Here is a 15,733-nt window from a genome sequence, read left to right as displayed (position 1 = left end):
GTGGGTCAGGCGATAGGCGCGGATGCGCCCTTGGGGAGGATGCCTGCCCCGATACTCAAAAAACCTCCGTCGGATCCGCCACGCTTGCTGCCGGTCAGACCGGCCTGTCGCCCCCATGGGACAGAAGATGTGGCGGACCCCACCCGGACCCGGCGCTTGGGGGCACCGGGCACTCGTTACGTCCCGAAAACCGATGGGACGCTTTTAAAATGACATTTGACGGCGAGACGATTAATGGGAAAAGACCGACGAGGTTCCCCCCGTGCCTGGGGTTGAACCACGTCCGAAGGCAACAGGGAGTTGGCGTATGGCCATCGGCAGTTATCTGAAGAAGCACACAGAATCCCTGGTCAAGGACGTGGGCATTGAGCCTGCGTGTGAATTGACGGGCAAGTCCAAGGCAACGCTGGGCCGATACTATTCCGACAATCCCGAACATGCTGATCGCTTCATGCCCATTGATGCCGTGATCGCTTTGGAGGAGGCCGCGAGCTACCCGCATGTGACCGGCGCGCTGGCCGAATTGCAGGGCATCACCCTCAGCCATGATGACCGTCGCCCCAATGATGAACGATCCGGTGGTGTGAATTCGGATGTCATCGCGCTGAGCCAACGCTTTGCCATGCTGATGTCCGAATACCAGCAATCTATCGAAGACGGCGTGATCACCGTGAACGAGGCCAAGCGCCTGCTCAAGGAAACCACGATGCTCCAGCAGGTGCTGATCGACATGAAGCTGCATCTTGAGGACGAAAGTGGCTGAGGATCTTCCAGCTCTGGTGTCGGAGGCCTTGTCGCAAATCGACGTAGAGGCCTTGCGTGCGCCGGATGATCCGGGTCATCCGCCGCGTATTCTTCTGCTTTATGGCTCGCTGCGCGATGTAAGCTACTCCCGCCGCGCGGCAGAGGAAAGCGCGCGCATCCTGCGCCATCTGGGCTGCGAGACCCGTATGTTCGACCCCTCCGGCTTGCCGCTGGTTGATGATGCGGAGGCTGATCATCCAAAGGTGGTCGAGCTGCGCGAATTGGCGACATGGTCCGAGGGTATGGTGTGGTCCAGCCCCGAACGGCATGGTGCCATGACCGGTTTGATGAAGACCCAGATCGATTGGCTGCCCCTGTCCATGAAGGGCGGCATCCGTCCCACGCAAGGAAAGACTCTCGCGGTCATGCAAGTGTCGGGCGGGTCCCAAAGCTTCAACGCGGTCAATCAGATGCGCATCCTGGGGCGATGGATGCGCATGGTCACAATTCCCAATCAATCTAGTATCCCCAAGGCGTGGCTGGAGTTCCAGGATGGACGCTTGCCTGCGGGGCCGTTCTATGCCCGTGTGGTTGATGTGATGGAAGAGCTGGTCAAATTCACGTGGTTGGTGCGGGGGCGCAAGGACTATCTTGTGAACCGCTATTCCGAACGGTTGGAGAGCGTGGATCAGGTCCACGAACGGGTGTCCAAGGCCAAGTAGGCGCATGACGCCAGACTGTACGCAGCCGGGGGGCGCCGTGATCGTTAAAGCCATCTTTGTCGACAACTACAGTGGTGATTTGTCCGGGTTCGTTTGGATTGTGGACACGCGTTCAAACCGCGCACGCTTCGAGCGCGCCCGCGCGCTGGATCACAGCAGCGCGCTGTTTTCAATGGACCCGGGGAGCCCGCTGGAGTCCGTGTTGCGTCAAACGGTCTTTAATATCCAAGACCATTATCCAGACCTCAAATCCATAACTGTGATCGGCCTTGAACTGTCTGTGGTCGAAACGCTTGCCGACATGTACCAGATCACGCCCACCACGAACGGGATCATGTGCCGCTTTTCCGCATAGGATATTGCCGGTCCGGCCCGCCGCCGCGAACAAGTTCGCAACGACGAAGGGGCACAGGATGGATGAGATCATCTGCCCTGCTGTGACGGACGGTCTTGTCGGTCACGGTATTGTCCTTTCGTCAACGTTGGTTGAGTTGCGCGCGGACGGCTTTGATGTACGCCCGGGAAGCACGATAGGGTGATCCGTTTGTGGACCGGATGAAGCGCCGTTTTTTCAGGCGCAGGAACACGGGCATGGTGCAGTCCAAAAGACAGTGGCTGTTGCGCGTGTAAGGGGTGATGTCACGTACTTTGCCGTTTTCGCCACGGGCATGCTGGATGCTGCCACCCAGGGCGAGTTCATGCAAAATATGCTGTTCGCGCTTTGAGATGTTCAACGGAAGTCTTGATCTTATGAGAGTGCAGAAACAGGGTCACTCAACGTAGCGCGCGACTGTCCTTGGTGTTCCGATGTTCTCGACGCGGGAGTTCGAGAACGGGCTCATGCCCGGGGCTCTTGCATAAAGTCTCCATTGCATGAGGCGTCATCCTCGTGCTGGTGATCAGATAGCCCTGCCATGATTCTCAAACAAGATGGACGGATCCTTTGAAATTTTGACCGTGTCTTGACCGCTCACCCGGCAGTAACAAACCCGCGCTGATACGTGTTGCATGTTACAGCTTTTGCGGGTTGTGTACCAAATGGTTCCGATTAAATGTTGGTGCATGAAACAACGCAGCCCCAGCGGGCCGCACCAACCCAAGGAACCAGACCCATGACGTCCAAACTGAAAATGATCGCCCTTGCTGCCGCTTCTGTTGCTGCCCCGATGGCCGCCTCCGCTGGCGGTGTCGCCACTGGCGTGCTGACCTGCCACCAGTCCAACGAGTCGAACTTCGTGGTCTATTCAAGTGCGAAGTACTCGTGCGATTACACCTCGGCCAGCGGTCGGTCGGATCAGTTTACGGGCGTCATCCGCAAGGTGGGTGTGGACCTGTCCACCAGCAACGAACAGACGCTGGTCTGGTACGTGTTCGCCCCGCAAAGCGGTGTGAAGGATGGTGCGCTGGAAGGTGGCTATATCGGTGCGTCGGCTGATGCATCGGTGGGTGCCGGTGCCGGTGTACACGCCCTGATCGGTGGTCTGGACCGGTCGTTCACATTGCAGCCCGTGTCCGTCTCTGGCGAGATTGGTGTGGGCGCTGCGGTAGGGGTCGAAACCTTGCGCTTGAAGCACAAGGGCTGACCCCAAGGGGCCGTCGCACTTTTGGGGAGAGCGGCGGCCCTATTTTTTCCTACCCGTGCCGTTCGACCAGAACGGACCCCACGGAATACCCCGCGCCAAACGAGCAAATGATGCCTTTGTCGCCCTCGGCCAGATCATCCGAATACTTTGAAAACGCGATGATCGACCCTGCTGAAGATGTGTTGGCATAGTCTTGCAGGATGTTGGGCTGTTCGCCCGGCGCGGGATCGCGGCCCAGCACTTTTTTCCCGATGAAATCGTTCATGGACTTGTTGGCCTGATGCAGCCAGAGCCGTTTGAGGTCCGTCGCCTCGACCCCTTCATCACCCATGTGCCCCGCGATGTGCTGGCTGACCATCGGCAGCACTTCCTTGAACACCTTACGCCCGTTCTGCATGAACTGCATGTCGCGGCGGTCCTTCACGCCGTCGGGGCGCGACCGGCGCAGGTAGCCGTTGTTGTTGCGGATGTTGTTGGAAAAGGCCGTGCCGCAGCGGGTGGACTTGATCTCGAAATAGCCGCCCTTGGCGTCTTCGGCCCGTTCGATCAGGGTGGCCGTTGCCACGTCGCCAAAGATGAAATGACAGTCCCGGTCGCGCCATTCAAGGTGCGCAGAGCAAATCTCGGGGTTCACGACAAGGGCCGACCGGATGGAGCCAGAGCGCACCATGTCTGCCGCCGCCTGAATACCGAAGGTGGCAGATGAACAGGCCACGTTCATGTCGAACGCGAAGCCTTCGATGCCCAGCAGGTCCTGAATTTCGATGGCAACGGCGGGGTAGGCGCGTTCGAGGTTGGAGGCCGCGCAGATCACTGCATCGACATCTGCGGCTGTCTTGCCCGCTTGGGCCAGCGCCTTGTTTGCCGCATCCAGCGCCATTTCCGCCATGATCGACGGCTCGTCATCGCTGCGTTGGCGGAGCAGCGGGTGCATGACCTTGGGGTCGAGGATGCCGGACTTGTCCATGACGTATCGGCTTTCGATCCCTGACGCTTTCACGATGAACTCTTCGGAGGAGTGATCCTTGGCAGTGACCTCTCCCGCCGCGATCGCGTCCGCGTGCTCGGCGTTGTAAAGATCGGCATAAGCGTTGAAGGCCACGACCAGTTCCGCGTTGGAAATGGACTGCTCTGGCGTGAAGACGCCCGTGCCGGTGATCGCTGGAGTGAAAGCCAAGGTGCGCCCCCTTCAGGGTTGTCGATGTTTGCGCGAACCTACAGGCCCCAACCCCTTGTTCGCAAGGGGGCGCGGGTCCATGTGCCGTCCGGGAAATCCCGAAATTACCGGACTTTCGGCGGGTGGGCTTGCCATTGCGGGTGCGCGGGTGCTTGTCTGCCCGCAAACGAGGGGACGACGCTGTGAAATTGGGATGTATCGGGGACGACTTTACCGGATCAAGCGATCTGGCAAATACGCTGGCCAAGGAAGGCATGCGCGTGACGCAATATACCGGCATTCCTGACGGTGACGCGGACCCGTCGGTGGAGGCTGGGGTGGTGGCGCTGAAGTCGCGGTCGATTGATCCGGGTGACGCCGTGGCGAAGTCGTTGGAAGCCTTGGAGTGGTTGCGCGCGCAAGGGTGCACGCAGTTTTTCTTCAAGTATTGCTCGACCTTTGACTCGACGCCTGAGGGTAATATCGGCCCCGTCGCCGATGCCCTTGCCGAGGCGCTGGATGCCCATCAGGTTATCGTATGCCCGGCCTTTCCCGGCACCGGGCGGTCCGTGTACCAAGGGCACCTGTTCGTGAATGATGTGCTGCTCAGCGAGAGCGGGATGCAGAACCATCCGCTCACGCCGATGACGGACCCTGATCTGCGTCGGTGGTTGGCGCTGCAGACGCGATATGCGGTGGGGCATGTTGGGTCGGGGGCCGTGTTTGCCGGAGCTGCGGCGATCCGTCAGGTTTTTGCGACCGAGCATGAGGCAGGCAAGCGTCACATCGTGGTCGATGCGATCCGGGATGAGGATTTGCGCGCGATTGGGGCAGCGGCAAAAGAGTTGCCGTTGATCACCGGCGGGTCGGGTGTGGCCCTTGGCTTGCCTGCAAATTTCGGTTGTGTCGCGGGGGAGGTGCCGTGGACGGGGCAGTCTGGAACGGCTGTGGCGCTGTCCGGGTCCTGTTCCATCGCGACGCGGGCGCAGGTGGCGTATCACGCCGCCCGTAACCCCGCGCGCGAGGTTGCAGCGGCAGATGTGATCGAGGGGCGTTTGACAGCCGCTGAGGCAGCCACTTGGGCCTTGGCGCAGGACGGTGTGCCGCTTGTTTATTCCTCGGCCGATCCGGATGTGGTGCGGAAGGTGCAAGCGCAATTTGGACGTGAGCAGTCAGCGGGCGCGCTTGAAGGGTTCTTTGCCGATGTGGCCCGCGCGGTGCGTGCGGGCGGCGCGACGCGCATCATCACCGCGGGCGGCGAGACATCGGGTGCGGTGGTCGAGGGTCTGGGCCTTGATACGCTTGAGATCGGGCCGGAGATTGATCCCGGCGTGCCCGCCTTGCGCGCGCGGCCTGATCTGGTTGTTGCGTTGAAGTCCGGCAATTTCGGAGCCGAGGATTTCTTTGAAAAGGCGGATCGGGTGTTGGGCGTATGAGTGCCGAGACCGCCTTGCGCGAACAGATATGCCTGCTGGCGAAGTCCCTGTTTGATCGGGGCCTGACCCATGGATCGACCGGCAATATCTCTGCCCGGACTGACGATGGCGGTTTGCTCGTGTCACCTACAGGCACAAGCTTTGGGCGGCTTGATCCTGGGCGGCTCAGCCGGTTTGATCCGAACGGCCAGCATGTGGCGGGGGACGCGCCGACCAAGGAGATGCCGCTGCATACCGCATTCTATGACACGCGCAGTGCCGCCGGAGCGGTGGTGCATCTGCATTCCTGCCACTCGGTTGCGCTGTCGATGTTGCCGGGGGCAGATGCGGATAACTTCCTGCCGCCGCTGACGCCCTATGGGATCATGAAGCTGGGAAAAGTGCAGTTATTACCCTTCTTCCTGCCGGGCGATCCGGCGATGGGGGATGCGGTGCGCGGTCTTGCGGGCAAGCGGTCAGCGGTAATGCTGGCGAACCACGGGCCTGTTGTCGCGGGCAGGGATGTGGAGGCTGCTTGCAATGCCATTGAAGAATTGGAGGATACCGCGCGGCTCGCGTTGATGACCCGTGGGATGCGCGCGCGGGGACTGACGGAGGATCAGGTCCAAGCGGTGGTGACAAGGTTTGATGTGGAGTGGGATGACTAATCGTGCAAGCACCGGGCTGCGGGGGGGCACATGGAAGGGCAATTCGGCGCGATTAATCTCAAATCCGTTACCGCTAGGCCAAAACGATGCGCAGGTGTTGATATAGCGCCGCCCGAGGGGGCGGTTCGGCGCTGGCACGGCGGGCTTACGCCCTTGATCCCGTGCCGTGTGCGTAGAGGTTCACGCTTGGATCGTGTTGCCATCCGTATCAAAGAAATGGGTGCGCGCTGGATCGAAACTGAGGCCCACGACGTCACCCACTTCCAACGCGGCATCCCCCGAAATCCGCACGTTGATCTGCCCTGCTGCGCCACAATCAAGCAGGACGAACGTGTCGGCCCCAAGGTATTCGGCCACATCCACGGTGCCATCACATTGGCCCGTGCCCGCCGCGCCAAGGCTGATGTGTTCCGGCCTGATGCCCATCTGCACAGCGTCCCCGCTGAGCGAATATGTCCCGCCACGCCCACCGGGCACGGTGTAGGTGCCGCCCGCAGTAGCACAGCCAAAGACGTTCATCTTCGGGCTGCCGATGAACTGCGCCACAAAGACATTGCCGGGGTGGTTGTAAAGCTCACGCGGGGTGCCAACCTGAATGATCCGGCCCGCATCCAGCACCACGATCCGGTCGGCCAATGTCATGGCCTCGACCTGATCATGGGTCACGTAGATCATTGTGGCGGACAGGGACTGGTGCAGCTTGGAAATTTCGTATCGCATCTCGACCCGCAGTGCGGCGTCAAGGTTCGACAGCGGTTCGTCAAAAAGGAACGCCGTCGGATCGCGCACGATGGACCGGCCAATCGCCACGCGCTGGCGCTGACCGCCAGACAGGTCCTTGGGGCGTCGGTCAAGATATTGGTCCAGCTTCAACGTCTCAGCAGCGGCGTTCACCTTCTCGGTGATCTCGGCCTTGGGCGCACCCGCCGTTTTCAGTGAGAACCCCATGTTGTCACGCACCGACATGTGCGGATAGAGCGCATAAGACTGGAACACCATGGACAGCCCCCGCTTGCTGGGCGGCTGGTCCGTCACGTCCGTGCCGTCGATGTCCAAAGACCCGCGGCTGATGTCTTCAAGCCCGCCGATCATGCGCAACAGCGTGGACTTGCCACAGCCCGAGGGGCCGACAAAAACAACAAACTCGCCGTCGTTTATCTCAAGGTCCACCCCCTTGATGACCTGCACCTCGCCATACCATTTCTCGACGGCATTCAGAGTGATCGCGCCCATCTTTACGCTCCTTGCCGTGAGGGAGAGGCCCACGCGAGCCAAACCGCGGCCGTCCATGTGAAGGTGCTGCCGCCTGCGGGGGTGCCATCGCGCGGGTCGAAATACTCGGCAAAGCCGTGTTCCGCGATCAGGTCAGCGGTGTTGTCGCGCAGGGCGGCCCCTTGCGGCAGGTCAAACTCCATGAGGCCGGTGCCGATCATCATGTTCATGATGGCCCAGACGGGACCGCGCCAGTAGCGCTTCCCATCAAAACGGTCGTCGTCCGGGGTCAGCGATGGCACGCCGTATTTCGAGAGCGCCATCACCTCTGCCAGACGGGTCCGCATGTCGGGATGGTCGACCCCGGCATACCAACACAGGAACGACGCGTTCGAGACGGACCCGGCCCAGCTGCCGCCCAGGACGTCGCGCCCATCAAAACAAGCCAGCGCCGGGTTCCAGAGGGTTTGCGCGCCGACTTCCAGCGTCTCAACCCAGCCCTGCAGTTCGGACACATCTTCGCCCAACATCTCGCCCATGGCGATCAGGTCACGGGTGGCGCGCAGCAGGATGAACGTCATGGTCGGATCGGCCACGCGGAAGGGCGTACCCTCCAGCATCGTTGCCTCGTCCCAGCCCAGCCGCGCGCCGCGCTGCACCAGCCAGATATAACGGTCGTAGTCGTATTTCGTCGGTCGCATAGAACTGTCCACGTGGCTGGTGTCACGGCGCGTGTATTCGCCCACACCCTCCGGCGTGATGGCCGCCATCGCAGCATCCCAGTCAGGCGCATTGTCGCGGCCTGCTTCCCACGGATGGGTGACGCAAACGGCACCTTGATCCAGCCGCCAGTCCATGAACCAACGGTGCCAAGCGACCATCTTGGGGAACAGTTCCGCGATGCGCGCGCGCCCTGCCTGCGGGTCTTTGTCCAAAACCATCCGCGCCATGGTCGCCGCCACAGGGGGCTGGCTGATGCCCGACGACGGGATCGGCCCCGTGCCCTGCCACACATCGTGGTTCGGGAAATACCCCTCATCGGGCACATGGAACAGGATATGCGGCACCATACCGTTATCCCACTGGCCCGAGAACAGCGTCTGGATCTCGGCCCAGGCGCGGTCGACGTCGAACTCGGCAAAACCCACGGCGGCAAAGGCGCTGTCCCAGTTCCACTGGTAAGGGTACAGCCCCGAGGTCGGGATCGTATACCCGCCCTTGTCGTTGCGTTTCAGGATCGCGCGCGCCTCTTCATCGCGCATGTCTGTGGATGTCATGTCTCGCATCATCCTTTCACCGACCCGGCGGTCAGCCCTTTCGTCATGAACCGTTCCAGCCCCAGGAACAGGGCCATGATCGGAATGGTCGCGATCACGGCACCCGCCATCAGGTGCTGGCGTGGAATTTCGGAGGAGTTCAACATCGCAACGCCGCGCGTCAGCGTGAATTTCGACGGATCGTCCAGCAGCATGAAGGCCAGCAGGAACTCGTTCCAGGCGATCATGAAGACGTAAAGCGACACCGACACCATCGCAGGCAGCGACAGGGGCAGAGTGATCTTCCAGATCACCTGCAGGCGCGACAGACCGTCCATCAGCCCCGCTTCTTCGACCTCGCCGGGCAGGCCGCGAAAATAACCCTGCAGCATGTAGAGTGCGACGGGGATCGTGGTGACAGGATAGATCATCAAGAGCCCCGGAATTGTGTTGCGCAGGCCCGTCATGGAAAAGACGATGTAGATGGGCAGCGCCAGCACGATCATCGGCACCATGTAGATCAGCAGGATGGACCGCGAAAACGCCGCCCGTCCCTGAAATCGTAGACGCGCCACGGCATAGGCGCCGGGGACCGAGAAAAGGAGCGTGATGACGACCGTCAGAACCGAGACGTAGAAGCTGGTCCAGAGATAACTGCCGAAATTGAACTGGCCGAACAGCTCGATATAGCTGCGAAACAGGTCCCACCCGCGGCTGAGTTCGATGGAAAAGTCCAGTGGATTGCGCAGCAAAGCCTGCTGCGACTTCAGGCTGGTCATCACCATAACGTAGAAGGGGATCAGCACCACAGCGGTAAAGACGATGTAGCCAAACCCGGTCAAAAACCGGATCACAGCGTCCTCAAACGCATGGCGGGTGAGCGCCCCGGGATGCACCTCGACCAGCATGACGTTCAGGGGCCAGATGGTGAATATGCCAAAGGCAACAACACCCAAAAGCTGCCAGTGCATCGGCACATTGTCCTGAAACAGAACCGGGGACAGCGGCGTGAAAATCAGCACCACGCACAGCAAGACAAACCCGCTGATCACCAGCCGTACGTCGCGCACATAGACAAGGGGAAGTCCCCCTGCGAACCCGAGGATCAGACACCCGAAACCGCCGGGCCGGAACCCAAGGCCCGAGGCAAAAGACAGAGTGACCGAAACGGTGATCGCAATGACAAAGGCCCAGAACAGCCCGATCAGCGCAGCCGTCACCGCGCCTTGACGCAGAACGCTCATGCCGATCCTCCTTCATCTTGCCAGATAAACTCCGGGATGAGGCCGCAGGTCGAAGGGCAGAGCCCTTGCGCGCGCAGCGCGCTTCCCCCGCCCGCCGCAGGCGCGCCACAAACTTGTTTTGTAGTTCCCACACTCACAGCCCTTCCTCCTGTGAAATGTACTTGAAGAAGAAGAAGCTGAACAAAAGCAGCGTGGCAAAGATCACCACGGCCACGGCCGCCCCGGCACCAATGTTGGAAATGGCAAAAGCCTGCTCGTACACGTTCACGGTCAGGGTCCGGGTGCCCGCATTGCCCCCTGTCAGCAGGAAAATGTCGTCGAACTTGTTGAAGGTCCAGATGAAGCGCAGCAGGAACAGGACCGACAGGATGCCCAGCAGCATGGGCAGCGACAGGTACCAGAACTTCTGGAAGGGCGACGCGCCATCCATATCGGCGGCCTCGTACATATCCGTGTCGATGGACTGCATCCGCGCCAAGATGAAGAGGAAGGACAACGGGAAATAGCGCCAGATCTCGAACACGGTGACCATGATCAGGGCAAGGGGACGCTGGCCGAAGAAATTGATGGGGCTGGCGACCACACCCATCTGAATGAGCAACGCGTTCAGCGACCCCGAGAACGGATCAAGCAGCGTGACCCAGGTAAAGGCCACGGCGATGATGGGCGAGACATAGGGGAACAAATACAACCCCCGCAGCACGCCCTTGCCCCGGAAGGACTTGTTCAACAGCAGAGCGGCAAACAGTCCGACAACCAGCGCGCCGATGGTGCCGAATACAGTGTAGAAGACGGTGGCCCACAGCACGGACCAGAACTCGTCTCCGTTAAAGATGCGGGCGAAATTGTCGAGCGTGAACTCGGAATTGGTAAGGATGTTGTCGCCGGTGCCGTAACCCGCAGGCTCTGTGCCTTCGACGATGTCCTCCAGCATGTCGGGGTCGCCATCAAGGGTAACGGGGACACGGATGCGTTCGTTAAACCCGCCTTCCACATCGCCAAAATCACACCGCAGCGCACCACCATCAACGGAACACTGTTCGGGCAAGACCCCAAGCGTCACGCCATCATGCACGGTGTCCGTAAACCCAAGGCCCACAATCTCTTTCTGCTGGGACGAGTTGCGCACACGGTACTCGATCACCATCTCGCCCGACCGCTCGCGCAGGCTTTCGCGGATCACAGGGGCCACCGGGCGCAGATCGGCCAGCCCCACGGGCTTGAAGCTGATCCAGAAGATCGCCAGCAGCGGCAGCACGATCACAAGGCTCACGATTGTGATCGTGGGCAGCAAAAGCGACCAGGCCAGCCGCGCCTCGCGGCGCTCAAGCGCACCACGGGTGGTCGGTGGGGTGGGGACTGTCATGGGATGTCTCGGACCGATGGGAAAGAGAGAGGGCAGGTGGCCCCGCCCTCTCGATGACCACGCGGGTCTTAGTTGATCGACGACAGCTCGCTGTTCATTGCCGCGATGGCACTGGCAGCATCCACTTCACCGTCGATGTACTGTCGCACGATGCGGTTGATCGCCTGGCTGTTGATCATCTTCGACGCCAGCGAAAGCTGGTTCTCTTCAACGCCCCAACGCTGAGCCACCTTGAGCCCACCCACGATCTCATCCAGCATCTCAGCGGCATAAAGGTCCTTCATCGGGGCCTTGCGGTCCACACCGACTGGAATTTCCGACCACGCAGCCGAAAACTTGCCCGGCTCGTCTGCCGTGCCCGTGCGCACAGGGAACTTGCCCTCGGCCGCGATGGACAGCGTCTGCATGTAGCCATCGTTCATCGAAAACTCGACAAAGGCCTGCGCTGTTTCGGTGTCCGCATCGGACGTGATGCCGAAGTAGCGCACGTCACCCCACGCCGCCCCGTCAGGGTTCGATGGACCGGCGAAGTTGGTCACGATGCCCGTGGCCGCGGCGAGTTCCTTGGTCGTGGGGTCGTCGTTGATGGTGGGGGCAGCACTGTCCCGCAGACCAGCCAATTCGTCCAGAATGAAGGGCGACCAGATGATCATGGCCGCGTCACCTGCGAAATAAATCTCGCGCGATTGCTTCCAGAACAGCTCTCCGGGAGGGGAGGCTTCGGCGATGGCCTTGTAGAAATCCAGCACTTCGGTCGTGGCCTGCACGTCCAGTTCCTGGAACCCGCCATCTCCCACGGGGCTGACGCCATTGGCCAGGAACACATGCTCCAGAACCTGAGACATGAAGTTCTCGTCGACCTTGGTCGCGGCGACAAAGCCGTACATTTCCGGTGGGTTGTGCAGCGCTTCAAGTGCTGCTTGGACATTGGCGAACGTGTTGGGCGGCTCCAGACCTTTCTCCGCAAACAGGTCCGCGCGGTAGACGATCATCTGCGTCCAGCCATCCACGGGAACCGACGCGATGTCGCCGTCATAGGCGGCCATCGACAACGGGCCGGAAGCGAACGTGTCACGGCCCAGACCGTCAACCACTTCGGTCGCGGCCTCAGAGTCCAGAATGCCCGCTTCGGCCCATGGCAGGGCGTATTGCAGCGGATGGTAGATCACATCCGGCAGGTCGCCCGCGGCAAATGCGGCGGTGGTGCGCGTACCAAGCTCGGTTTCGGACACCGGGATCACCTCAACAGAGTTTCCGGTCGCCTTTTCAAACTGCGCAGCCATCTCCTGCTGCTTGGCCAGACGCTCGGGCTGTTCCTCCGTTGTCCAGAAGCGGATGTCTTCCGCCATCGCTGCACTTGCGCCCAGCACAAGGGCCAGCGCGGTGCCGGTCATCAGACCTTTGGTTGCATACATTCAGATGTCCTCCCACGGAATTGTCTTTTGGTCCGGTCGCCTGCACAGCAATCCGAACGGAACCTGCCATAAATGGTCGCAGATAATTGCAACGATGCAACAGATTTCTTCGCTGCGCTGCATTCTCAAAAATATAATAAAAATCATCATTTTGCCGCATTGCAGCGATGAGCACAGGCATAAAATTGCAACGATGCACTTCGATTCGCAGTTGATCGAAGCTGCATCTCCTGTTCAGGTATTTTGACAATTCCCGCCACCTTGACCAAAGCAGGACATGGCCGACCCGACCCGCAAACCACCAACCCTCAAGACAATTGCCGAGATCACGGGCCTCAGCCTGTCGACGGTATCGTTGTCCTTGCGCGACGGGTCGCGGCTGAAGAAAGAAACGCGGGACAAGATCGCGCAGGCCGCAGCCGACGTGGGCTATGTGCCCAACCGCGCAGGCGTACGCTTGCGTACGGGGCAGACCAATGTGCTGACGCTGGTGCTGTCGCCCGCCAAGAACACGATCGACTACACCCGCCAGATGATTGAAGGGATCGGCGCGCATCTGTCGGGCACCAAGTACCACCTGAACGTCATTCCCGACCTTCAGGGCGCCACGCCCGAGGAGTCGGTGCGCTATGTCCTTCAGAACCGCACATCCGACGGGATCATCCTGACCCACACCAGCGCGCGCGACCCGCGGGTCCAGATGCTGATCGACGCGGACTTCCCGTTTGTCTCGCACGGGCGAACAGAATTCTATGCCGCACACGCCTTCCACGACTTCCATGCCGAACGGTTTGTGGAAATGGCGGTCGAGCGGCTGATCGAACGCGGGCGCAGGCGATTGGTCCTCGTCGCCGAAGACGACGCCACGACCAACTTCGCCAAGATCACGGGCGGCTTTCAACGCACCCTTGCGCGCCACGGAATGACGGGCGAAGTCGCGACCGAGACGGGTATTTTGATTTCAACGGACACCGCCCGCGCCTTTGGTCAAAACCTCGCGCAGCGCAGTGATCCCTTCGATGCAATCATCAGCAACAACGAGTTGGCGACGCTGGCCCTGATGGGCGGCATGGCGGATCAGGGGCGAATGCTGGGCCGCGACTATGATCTGATCTGCCGCCAGACGACGCAATTGCTGCCCACGCTGTATCCGCACATCGACACGGTAGGCGAAGATCTGGTTGCCACGGGGCGAGAGCTGGCCCGTCTGCTCATCGAAAGGGTGGCTTGTGTGCCAGTGGATCAGTTGCAAACCTTGCACGAACCGGAGCCGTTGTGGCGCAGCGGATAACGGCCCGAGCGAATAATCAGGCCGAACCTGCCATTGCCTTCACCGCATTGATCACGCCGCTGATTTAGGCAGAGCCCAAGATCAAGTCAGACGCTTTTTCACCGATCATGATGGCGGGGGCGTTGGTGTTGCCGCTCACAATCTCGGGCATGATGGAACAATCCGCGATGCGCAGGCCGGAAATGCCATGCACACGCAACTGATCATCAACCACAGCCCCCTTGTCGGACCCCATCTTGCAGGTGCCCGTCGGGTGATAGATCGACGCGGTGTTGTTGCGGGCCCAATCCAAAGTGGCGTCGTAGTCGTCCATCGGCAGATCGGCGTGGGGCCGGTACTCTTCCGAGATTTTCGACGTCAGCGGCGCATGACGTGCGATGCGCCGGGCGATATTGATGCCTTCGACCACCGTGCGGCAGTCGGTTTCGGTGCTCAGGTAGTTCGGAATGATCTTCGGGTACGTCCGCCCGTCCTTGCTGACGATGCGAATCTCGCCCTTTGATTCGGGGCGAAGCTGACAAACGGACATGGTGAACGCCGAAAATGGGTCAGCCCCCTTGCCAGGATTTTCTGCAGAAAGGGGCTGGACATGGAATTGGATGTCGGGGGTTTCCAGATCGTCACGGGTCTTCATGAACCCGGTTGCAAGGCTTGCTGCCATGGTCATGGGACCCGCCCGGAACATGAGGTATTTGAGGCCGATCTTGGCCTGACCAAACAGGCTCGACACCTCGTCATTCAGGGTGGGTTCGTTGCATTTATAGACCAGCCGGGCCTGCAAGTGGTCCTGCATGTTTTTGCCCACACCGGGCAGGTCGGCCACCACCTCGATGCCGTGTTCCTGAAGCTGTGCAGCCTCCCCAATTCCCGACAGCATCAAGAGCTGCGGCGAGTTGATGGCACCGCCCGACAGGATGACTTCCTTGCGCGCTTTGACGGTCTGCCAGACACCACCCTTGTCCCGGTAAGACACGCCGGTGACCCGGCTGCCATCCAGTTCGATTTTCTCGACTTGGGCGTGGGTGACAATGTTCAGATTGTCCCGGCTCCGCACCGGGTTGAGGAAGGCCACAGCCGACGAACAACGGCGTCCATTGCGGGCTGTTAATTGAAAGAAACCAACACCTTCCTGATCGGCGCCGTTGTAATCGGGATTGAACTTGTAGCCCGCGGCCTGCGCCGCTGCGACCCACGCATCGGTGATGGGCCGCTGGATGCGCATGTTGGACACGGACAGGTTGCCTTGGTCACCATGGTATTCGTCTGCACCGCGCTCGTTCTTTTCGGACCGCTTGAACAGGGGCAGGACGTCGTCCCAGGCCCAGCCCCGATTGCCCATCTGTGCCCAGCGGTCATAGTCCTGCGGCTGGCCCCGGACATAGAGTAAACCATTCAGCGACGATGACCCGCCCAGCACCTTGCCGCGGGGCCATTCGATGGACCGGCCATTGAGGCCCGGATCTGGCTCGGTCTTGTAGCACCAGTCGACATTCGGATTGTGGATGGTTTTGAAATATCCAACCGGAATGTGGATCCAAGGATTCCAGTCGCGGCCACCCGCTTCCAGCAGCAAAACCTTGGTGTTCGGGTCCGCGCTGAGACGATTCGCGATCACGCAGCCAGCACTTCCGGCACCCACGATGACATAATCGGCTTCCAAA

15 protein-coding genes are annotated in these 15,733 nt (G+C 60.6%); 7 read left to right on the top strand and 8 right to left on the bottom strand.

Translation table 11 applies throughout. The annotated features are described in order from the left end of the window. Positions 1 to 307: 307 nt before the first annotated feature. Genes Q1A32_RS16500 through Q1A32_RS16490 form a run of 3 tightly spaced genes read left to right on the top strand, consistent with a single transcriptional unit; the run spans position 308 to position 1,821 of the window. A complete protein-coding gene (locus tag Q1A32_RS16500; RefSeq protein ID WP_299611054.1) occupies positions 308 to 763 on the top strand; it encodes a hypothetical protein in 456 nt (151 codons plus the stop codon). Then, entirely contained in the window at positions 756 to 1,466 is a 711-nt protein-coding gene (gene arsH / locus Q1A32_RS16495) for an arsenical resistance protein ArsH (RefSeq protein ID WP_299655480.1), read from the top strand. The genes Q1A32_RS16500 and arsH overlap by 8 nt, the downstream gene beginning before the upstream one ends. Before the next feature lie 37 nt (positions 1,467 to 1,503). Next, positions 1,504 to 1,821: a hypothetical protein gene (locus Q1A32_RS16490; protein WP_299655477.1), complete on the top strand. Its 318-nt coding sequence runs from the start codon at positions 1,504 to 1,506 to the stop codon at positions 1,819 to 1,821. A gap of 121 nt (positions 1,822 to 1,942) precedes the next feature. Here Q1A32_RS16490 and Q1A32_RS16485 read toward each other — a convergent pair whose 3' ends face one another. Next, entirely contained in the window at positions 1,943 to 2,200 is a 258-nt protein-coding gene (locus Q1A32_RS16485) for a YjhX family toxin (protein WP_299655474.1), read from the bottom strand. A gap of 378 nt (positions 2,201 to 2,578) precedes the next feature. Here Q1A32_RS16485 and Q1A32_RS16480 point away from each other — a divergent pair, with 378 nt between their 5' ends. Next, positions 2,579 to 3,049: a DUF992 domain-containing protein gene (locus Q1A32_RS16480; RefSeq protein ID WP_299611064.1), complete on the top strand. Its 471-nt coding sequence runs from the start codon at positions 2,579 to 2,581 to the stop codon at positions 3,047 to 3,049. A 49-nt stretch (positions 3,050 to 3,098) separates the two neighbouring features. Here Q1A32_RS16480 and Q1A32_RS16475 read toward each other — a convergent pair whose 3' ends face one another. Next, positions 3,099 to 4,226, bottom strand: a complete 1,128-nt coding sequence (locus tag Q1A32_RS16475) for a beta-ketoacyl-ACP synthase III (RefSeq protein WP_299655471.1) — start codon at positions 4,224 to 4,226, stop codon at positions 3,099 to 3,101. A 182-nt stretch (positions 4,227 to 4,408) separates the two neighbouring features. Between Q1A32_RS16475 and otnK the strand changes: the two genes are divergently transcribed. Then, entirely contained in the window at positions 4,409 to 5,641 is a 1,233-nt protein-coding gene (gene otnK / locus Q1A32_RS16470; RefSeq protein WP_299655468.1) for a 3-oxo-tetronate kinase, read from the top strand. Further along, positions 5,638 to 6,288 (top strand): aldolase, encoded by a 651-nt coding sequence (locus Q1A32_RS16465; protein ID WP_299655466.1) that lies wholly within the window; start codon positions 5,638 to 5,640, stop codon positions 6,286 to 6,288. The genes otnK and Q1A32_RS16465 overlap by 4 nt, the downstream gene beginning before the upstream one ends. A 180-nt stretch (positions 6,289 to 6,468) precedes the next feature. On the opposite strand, the gene Q1A32_RS16460 is transcribed toward Q1A32_RS16465, so the two are convergent. The 5 genes from Q1A32_RS16460 to Q1A32_RS16440 all read right to left on the bottom strand — a co-directional run bounded on the left by Q1A32_RS16460 (position 6,469) and on the right by Q1A32_RS16440 (position 12,781). Beyond that, on the bottom strand, positions 6,469 to 7,521 hold the full coding sequence (locus Q1A32_RS16460) for an ABC transporter ATP-binding protein (RefSeq protein WP_299655463.1): 1,053 nt from the start codon (positions 7,519 to 7,521) through the stop codon (positions 6,469 to 6,471). Positions 7,522 to 7,523: 2 nt separating this feature from the next. Beyond that, positions 7,524 to 8,777, bottom strand: a complete 1,254-nt coding sequence (locus Q1A32_RS16455) for a hypothetical protein (protein ID WP_299655460.1) — start codon at positions 8,775 to 8,777, stop codon at positions 7,524 to 7,526. Positions 8,778 to 8,785: 8 nt separating this feature from the next. Next, entirely contained in the window at positions 8,786 to 10,000 is a 1,215-nt protein-coding gene (locus tag Q1A32_RS16450) for a carbohydrate ABC transporter permease (protein WP_299655457.1), read from the bottom strand. Between the two features lie 133 nt (positions 10,001 to 10,133). Beyond that, on the bottom strand, positions 10,134 to 11,366 hold the full coding sequence (locus Q1A32_RS16445; protein ID WP_299655454.1) for a carbohydrate ABC transporter permease: 1,233 nt from the start codon (positions 11,364 to 11,366) through the stop codon (positions 10,134 to 10,136). Between the two features lie 68 nt (positions 11,367 to 11,434). Next, positions 11,435 to 12,781, bottom strand: a complete 1,347-nt coding sequence (locus tag Q1A32_RS16440) for an ABC transporter substrate-binding protein (RefSeq protein WP_299655450.1) — start codon at positions 12,779 to 12,781, stop codon at positions 11,435 to 11,437. Between the two features lie 277 nt (positions 12,782 to 13,058). Here Q1A32_RS16440 and Q1A32_RS16435 point away from each other — a divergent pair, with 277 nt between their 5' ends. Next, positions 13,059 to 14,072: a LacI family transcriptional regulator gene (locus Q1A32_RS16435; protein ID WP_299655448.1), complete on the top strand. Its 1,014-nt coding sequence runs from the start codon at positions 13,059 to 13,061 to the stop codon at positions 14,070 to 14,072. A 64-nt stretch (positions 14,073 to 14,136) separates the two neighbouring features. Here Q1A32_RS16435 and Q1A32_RS16430 read toward each other — a convergent pair whose 3' ends face one another. Beyond that, a complete protein-coding gene (locus Q1A32_RS16430; RefSeq protein ID WP_299655445.1) occupies positions 14,137 to 15,732 on the bottom strand; it encodes a GMC family oxidoreductase in 1,596 nt (531 codons plus the stop codon). Position 15,733 lies beyond the last annotated feature (1 nt).

Source organism: uncultured Tateyamaria sp., from assembly GCF_947503415.1.
In the GTDB taxonomy this organism is placed as follows: domain Bacteria; phylum Pseudomonadota; class Alphaproteobacteria; order Rhodobacterales; family Rhodobacteraceae; genus Tateyamaria.
Note: the sequence above shows the minus strand (reverse complement) of the source record. Positions and strands in the feature narration are given on the sequence as shown.